The organism is Streptomyces sp. NPDC059456, from assembly GCF_042750055.1.
GTDB lineage: Bacteria > Actinomycetota > Actinomycetes > Streptomycetales > Streptomycetaceae > Streptomyces.
Window position 1 is genome coordinate 1 of record NZ_JBHYVA010000486.1, and the last position, 6,520, is coordinate 6,520.

Sequence of the window (6,520 nt, forward strand, 5' to 3'; positions counted from 1 at the left end):
CCAATACATATGGGTTTTGTGGGCTTCTTTTTTTTTTATTGCGCCCGGGGGCGGGGCCCCGGGCGGCCGCGGGGGCCCTGCGCCGTGTTCGTACCTGCTTAGCGGGCGGCGTCCGGGTGGACGGCCTCGGCGACCGGCTTGGCCTCCGCCGGCTTCGTCTCCACCGGCTTGCGCAGCGCGATGTTCAGCTCGCGCAGGCGGGACTCCTCCAGGACGGTGGGCGCGCCCATCATCAGGTCCTGCGCGTTGCCGTTCAGCGGGAAGGCGATGGTCTCGCGGATGTTCGGCTCGTCGGCGAGCAGCATCACGATGCGGTCCACGCCCGGGGCGATGCCACCGTGCGGCGGGGCGCCGAGGCGGAAGGCGCGGAGCATGCCCGCGAACTCGCGCTCGACGGTCTCGGCCTCGTAACCGGCGATCTCGAAGGCCTTCAGCATGACCTCGGGCTCGTGGTTGCGGATGGCGCCGGAGGACAGCTCGATGCCGTTGCAGACGATGTCGTACTGCCAGGCCAGGATGTCGAGCGGGTCCTTCTCCTCCAGGTCCTTCATGCCGCCCTGGGGCATGGAGAAGGGGTTGTGCGAGAAGTCGATCTTGCCGGTCTCCTCGTCCTTCTCGTACATCGGGAAGTCGACGATCCAGCAGAACCGGAAGACGTTCTCCTCGAACTGGCCGGCGCGCTTGGCGGCCTCGACCCGGACCGGGCCCATGATCTTGGAGACCTCGTCGAACTCGCCCGCGCCGAAGAACACGGCGTGGCCGGCGGCCAGGCCCAGGCGCTCGGTGAGGACCTTGACGTTCTCCTCGGTGAGGAACTTGGCGATCGGGCCGGTCAGGCCGCCGTCCTCGCCGACGCGGACCCACGCGAGGCCCTTGGCGCCGAGCGAGATCGCGTACTCGCCGAGGCCGTCGAAGAACTTGCGCGGCTGCGCGGCGGTGTCCGGGACGGCCAGCGCACGCACGTGCTTGCCGGCGAACGCCTTGAACTCCGAGCCCTCGAAGACGTCGGTGATGTCGACGAGCTCCAGCTTGGCGCGCAGGTCGGGCTTGTCGTTGCCGTACTTCAGCATCGACTCGCGGAACGGGATCCGCGGGAACGGGGAGGTGACCTCGCGGCCGCCGCCGAACTCGGTGAAGAGCTCGGTCATCAGGCGCTCGATCGGCTGGAAGACGTCCTCCTGCTCGACGAACGACATCTCGACGTCGAGCTGGTAGAACTCGCCCGGCGAGCGGTCGGCGCGGGCGTCCTCGTCGCGGAAGCACGGCGCGATCTGGAAGTAGCGGTCGAAGCCCGAGATCATCAGCAGCTGCTTGAACTGCTGCGGGGCCTGCGGCAGGGCGTAGAACTTGCCCGGGTTCAGGCGGGACGGGACGACGAAGTCACGGGCGCCCTCGGGGGAGGTCGCGGTGAGGATCGGGGTCGCCATCTCGTTGAAGCCGAGGGCCACCATCTTGTGGCGGATCGCGGCGATGACGGCGGAGCGCAGCATGATGTTGCGGTGCATGCGCTCGCGGCGCAGGTCGAGGAAGCGGTACTCCAGGCGCCGCTCCTCGTTCACACCGTCGTCGGTGTTGATCGTGAAGGGCAGCGGGGCGGCCGCGCCGAGCACCTCGACCTCGGCGGCCTCGATCTCGATCTCGCCGGTGGGCAGGTCGGGGTTGACGTTCTCCGAGCCGCGGGAGACGACCTTGCCGTCGACGCGGACGACGGTCTCCTTGGAGAGCTTGTCCAGGACGGCGGCCGCGGCGGTGCCGGGGCGGGCGACGAGCTGCGTGATGCCGTAGTGGTCGCGCAGATCGATGAAGAGGATGCCGCCCAGGTCTCGACGGTTGTGCAGCCAGCCGCTCAGCCGGACGTCGGCGTTGACGTCAGAGGCGCGGAGCTCGCCGCAGGTGTGGGACCTGTACCGATGCATCAGTCATCCAGTTCTTCGCGATACCAGGGTGGATTCAACCCTCCCAAGGTTACCGTCCGGGCCGGGGGCCGTGCGGGCGTGCCCGCCGGGCCCGGTGAACAGGCACGCCAGGGGGATGACCTGTAAAGATGACCGGGTGCGCACCGAGGACGTCCTGACCGCCATCGCGACGGGCCTGTGGCGATGGGACAACGCCTCCGGAACGGTCACTCTCGACAGCGAGGCCGCCCGGCTGCTCGGGCTGCCCGCGGAGCCCGTCGTCCTCCCGGAGGTCGTCGTGCGGTCGCGGTTTCACCCGGTGGACTGGAACGAGATCAACGGGATCGTCAACCTCGCGGTGGCCGAGGACACCCTCGCCGAGGCCCGGCTGCGGATCATGGACGAGGACGGGCGGGTCCTGCGGACCGTGCGCAGCCGCTCCAAACCGGTGGAGAACCGCTGCCCCGACGGCCGCGTCGACTACGAGCTGATCGGCACGATCCAGGAGATCGCCGAGCCGCAGCCCGGGACGACTGCCGTGCACACCCCGATCACCGGCGACTGGCGGCGCTCCCGCGAGGCCTTCCTGCTGGACGCGGGGCGGGCGCTGGCCGAGGCCCGGTCCACGGCCGAGGTGCTGCGGGTCGCGGCGTCGCTGTCGATGCCCGGCTTCAGCCCCGACGGGCTGGCGGTCTTCGGGGTGGCCGGCGACCGGCTGTCGATCATCGGGCACCACGGGCACGGCCCCGGGGACGAGGACCCCTTCACGGACATGCGGCTGGACACGGACTATCCGGCCGCCGAGGTCGTGCGCACCGGCCGGGCGATCTACCTGCCCTCCCCCGAGGACTACAAGCGGCGCTTCCCGGCGACCTGGCCGCTGGCGCAGCGCTTCGGCCGGGTCTCCTGGGCGTTCCTCCCCCTGATCGTCGCCGGGCGCACCATGGGCGCCTGGATGGCCGCGTTCAGGCACCCGGTGTCCTTCTCCCCGGACGAGCGGTCCGTCCTGACGACGGTGGCCCGGATGCTGGCCCAGGCCCTCCAGCGGGCCGGCGTGGCGGAATCCGAGCGGGAACTCACCTCCGGCCTGCAACGGTCGATGATGCCGACGGTGGGCCCCGACATCCCGGGCATGCAGATCGCCGCCCGGTACGTCCCGACCGGCGGCGGGCTGGAGGTCGGCGGCGACTGGTACGACGTGATCCCGCTGCCGTCGGGACGGTTCGCCCTGGTCATCGGCGATGTGCAGGGGCACGACGTACGGGCCGCGGGGCTGATGGGCCAGCTGCGGATCGCGGTGCGCGCGTACGCCTCCGAGGGCCACCGGCCGGACGCGGTGCTCTCCCGCGCCTCCCGCTTCCTGGCCGGCATCACCGATTCCCACGAGGAGTCCGACGTCCACGGCCCGCGCTTCGCGACCTGCCTGTACGTGGAGTGCGACCCGGAGACCGGACTGCTGGAGGCGGCCCGGGCCGGCCACCCCGACCCGGTCATCCGGATGACGGACGGCACGGTGCTGATGCGCCCGACGGCCGGCGGCCTGCCGCTCGGCATCGTCCCGGACACGGACTACCCGACCACGCAGTTCACGCTGGAGCCCGGCGAGACGATGATGCTGTGCACCGACGGGCTCATCGAGACCGGCGGCCACGACCTGGACACCGGCTGGGCGCGGCTGCGGGCGATCCTGGAGTCCGAGACGCACGAGCCCGGCACCCACGGCTCCGACGACCTGGAGGAGCTCGCCGACCTGCTGGTCCAGGCCGTGCACGGGCCGTCCTCGCACCACACCACCGGCCCGCTGGCCGACCGCCGCGAGGACGACATAGCGGTCGTACTGCTGTGCCGGGACGGCTGGGACTGCGGCTGCGGGGCGCCGCCCGCACGGCCGGCGCGGCCGGCCCGCCGCACGATGCTGACGGTGGCGCAGGCGGAGCCGGAGCGGATCGCGGGCGCGCGCCGGCAGATCCGCGAGCTGCTGCACGACTGGGCGGACGCGGAGCAGGTGGACTCGGCGGTGCTCATGGTCTCCGAGATGGTCACGAACGTCCTCATGCACACGGACGGCGACGCGCTGCTGGTCGCGGAGGCCGCGGGCGAGCTGGGGACGCGGCGGCTGCGCATCGAGGTGGCGGACGCCAGCGACGAGCTGCCGCACAAGCGGCACCCGGGGGAGATGGCGTCGAGCGGGCGGGGCGTCCTGCTGATGGAGATGCTCGCGGACAGCTGGGGCGTGGACCCGCGCGGCGAGGGCAAGTCGATCTGGTTCGAGCTCCACGAGCAGTCGAAGCCGCAGACCGCGCTCACGGACCCCGTGCTGCTGCCGGGGCTGGACCTCGACCCGGCCTGAACGGCGCCGCCCCGCCCGGGCTCGGGGGTGCGGGGGCGCCCGCGTGGTTGGATGCAGCGGTGTCGACTCCCCTGCTTCCCCCGCCGGTCAGGCGGCTGGCCGCCTGGTGCGTGGTCGTCCTGCTCGTCACCGGCGTGCTCGCCGTCGGCGTGTGGCTGTGCATCGTCTTCAAGACCGTTGTCACGCCCGTCCTGCTCGCCCTCCTCGGGACCGCTCTGCTCGGGCCGATGCACCGGCGGCTCGTGCGGATGGGCGTCCAGCGCTCCCTCTCGGCCGCGCTGACCTGTCTGACCGTGCTCGTGGTGATCGGTGGCGCCCTGTACGTCGTCGTCCACGCCCTGATCGGCACCGGCGGTCAGATCCTCGACGCCCTCAAGCAGGCCGGGCAGTACCTCGCCGGGCACTTCGGGCCGGCCGGGACCTCGCTGGAGGACCTGGCGTCGAACGCCAGGGACCTGCTGGGCAAATTCGGCGGTACGGCCGCCTCCGGCGTCATCACCGGCATCAGCGTCGTCGGCGAGATGCTCGCCATGGCCGTCCTGGCCCTGCTGCTGATGTTCTTCTTCCTGCGCGATTCCCCGCGCGCCGCCGGCGCCCTGCGCTCGCTCGCGCCCCGCGGGGCCGCGGACGTCGTCGAGGCGGTGGCGCGGCGCGCCTTCAGGGCCGTCGAGGGCTTCATGCGCGGAACCACGTTCATCGCGCTGATCGACGCCGTCTGCATCACGGTCGGTCTGCTCGTGCTCCGCGTCCCCGGCGCCGTAGGCCTCGGCGCGCTGGTGTTCGTCGGCGCGTACATCCCGTACCTGGGCGCCTTCATCTCCGGGGCGGTGGCCGTCCTCGTCGCCTTCGCGGAGCGGGGGTGGTTCATCGGCCTGTGGACCGTGGGGGTGGTGCTCGCCGTCCAGGTGCTGGAGGGGCACGTCCTCCAGCCGGTGATCCAGAGCCGGACCGTCCAGATGCACCCGGCCGTCGTCCTGCTCGCCATCACGGCCGGGGCCAGTGTCGCCGGGATCCTGGGGATGCTGCTGTCGGTGCCGCTGACCGCGGCCGCGTTCGGTGTGCTGTCGGAGCTCCGGGGACGCTACGCGGGGGCGGAGCGCCCCGCGTAGCCCCGGTGTGCGTCAGGAGTGCCGGTCCGCCGACTTCGTGCGCTCCCGGGCGGTGGTGGGGATGGTCCCCAGCCGGCCGGCCTGGAAGTCGTCGAAGGCCTGCTGGAGCTCCTGTCGGCTGTTCATGACGAACGGCCCGTAGTGCGCCATCGGCTCCCGGATGGGGCGCCCGCCGAGGAGGATGACCTCCAGGTCCGGGGTGTGGGAGTCCTGGGACTCGTCCGCCCGCACGGTGAGGGAGCCGCCCTCGCCGAAGACCGCCGTCTGCCCGGTGTGGACGGGCCGCCGGTCGGTGCCGACGCTGCCGCGGCCGGCCATGACGTACGCGAGGGCGTTGAAGTCCTCGCGCCACGGCAGGGTGACCTGCGCGCCCGGGGTGACGGTGGCGTGGATCATCGTGATCGGGGTGTGGGTGATGCCGGGGCCGGCGTGGCCGTCCAGCTCACCGGCGATCACGCGGAGCAGGGCGCCGCCGTCGGGGGTGGACAGCAGCTGGACCTGGCCGCCGCCGATGTCCTGGTAGCGCGGCGGCATCATCTTGTCGGAGGCGGGGAGGTTCACCCACAGCTGGAGGCCGTGGAAGAGCCCGCCGGACACCACGAGGGACTCCGGCGGGGCCTCGATGTGCAGGAGGCCGGCACCGGCGGTCATCCACTGGGTGTCACCGCCGTTGATGACTCCGCCGCCGCCGTTGCTGTCCTGGTGGACGAAGGTTCCGTCGATCAGGTACGTGACGGTCTCGAAGCCGCGGTGCGGGTGCCAGGGGGTGCCCTTCGGCTCGCCCGGCGCGTACTCCACCTCGCCCATCTGGTCCATCATGATGAACGGGTCGAGGTGCTGGTAGTTGATCCCGGCGAACGCGCGGCGCACCGGGAATCCCTCGCCCTCGAACCCACCAGGGGCGGTCGTGACGGCCAGCACCTTGCGGGCGGCGGTCTCCTGGGCGGGCTCGGCGACGCGGGGGAGCGTCAACGGGTTCTCCACAGTCACTGCAGGCATGGTCGGAACCTCCTTCTGCGTCGAGTTTAGTTGAAACTCGAACTTTCTGCCACACCCGGCAGAACAGAAAGGGCCCCGGGGTCATTGCCCCGGGGGCCGTATCCGTGCGGGGCGACGGGGGCTAGCCGTACAAGCGGCGCCTCGCGAAGTCGACCATCTGCGAGTCG

General features: G+C 71.7%; 4 protein-coding genes. 2 read left to right on the plus strand and 2 right to left on the minus strand.

Annotated features, from left to right (window positions below):
• Positions 1-98 precede the first annotated feature (98 nt).
• Positions 99-1,916: an aspartate--tRNA ligase gene (aspS, locus tag ACFXA3_RS31095; RefSeq protein ID WP_385192114.1), complete on the minus strand. Its 1,818-nt coding sequence runs from the start codon at positions 1,914-1,916 to the stop codon at positions 99-101.
• A 136-nt stretch (positions 1,917-2,052) separates the two neighbouring features.
• On the opposite strand from aspS, the gene ACFXA3_RS31100 reads away from it, so the two are divergent.
• Entirely contained in the window at positions 2,053-4,245 is a 2,193-nt protein-coding gene (locus ACFXA3_RS31100) for a SpoIIE family protein phosphatase (protein WP_385192121.1), read from the plus strand.
• A 59-nt stretch (positions 4,246-4,304) separates the two neighbouring features.
• A complete protein-coding gene (locus tag ACFXA3_RS31105; protein WP_385192116.1) occupies positions 4,305-5,354 on the plus strand; it encodes an AI-2E family transporter in 1,050 nt (349 codons plus the stop codon).
• A gap of 12 nt (positions 5,355-5,366) precedes the next feature.
• On the opposite strand, the gene ACFXA3_RS31110 is transcribed toward ACFXA3_RS31105, so the two are convergent.
• On the minus strand, positions 5,367-6,353 hold the full coding sequence (locus ACFXA3_RS31110) for a pirin family protein (protein WP_385192119.1): 987 nt from the start codon (positions 6,351-6,353) through the stop codon (positions 5,367-5,369).
• Positions 6,354-6,520: the final 167 nt, after the last annotated feature.

Bases quoted from the DNA above. Each gene is read 5' to 3' on its own strand.
- aspS (WP_385192114.1), bottom strand. From the start codon at position 1,916: ATGCATCGGTACAGGTCCCACACCTGCGGCGAGCTCCGCGCCTCTGAC.
- ACFXA3_RS31110 (WP_385192119.1), bottom strand. From the start codon at position 6,353: ATGCCTGCAGTGACTGTGGAGAACCCGTTGACGCTCCCCCGCGTCGCC.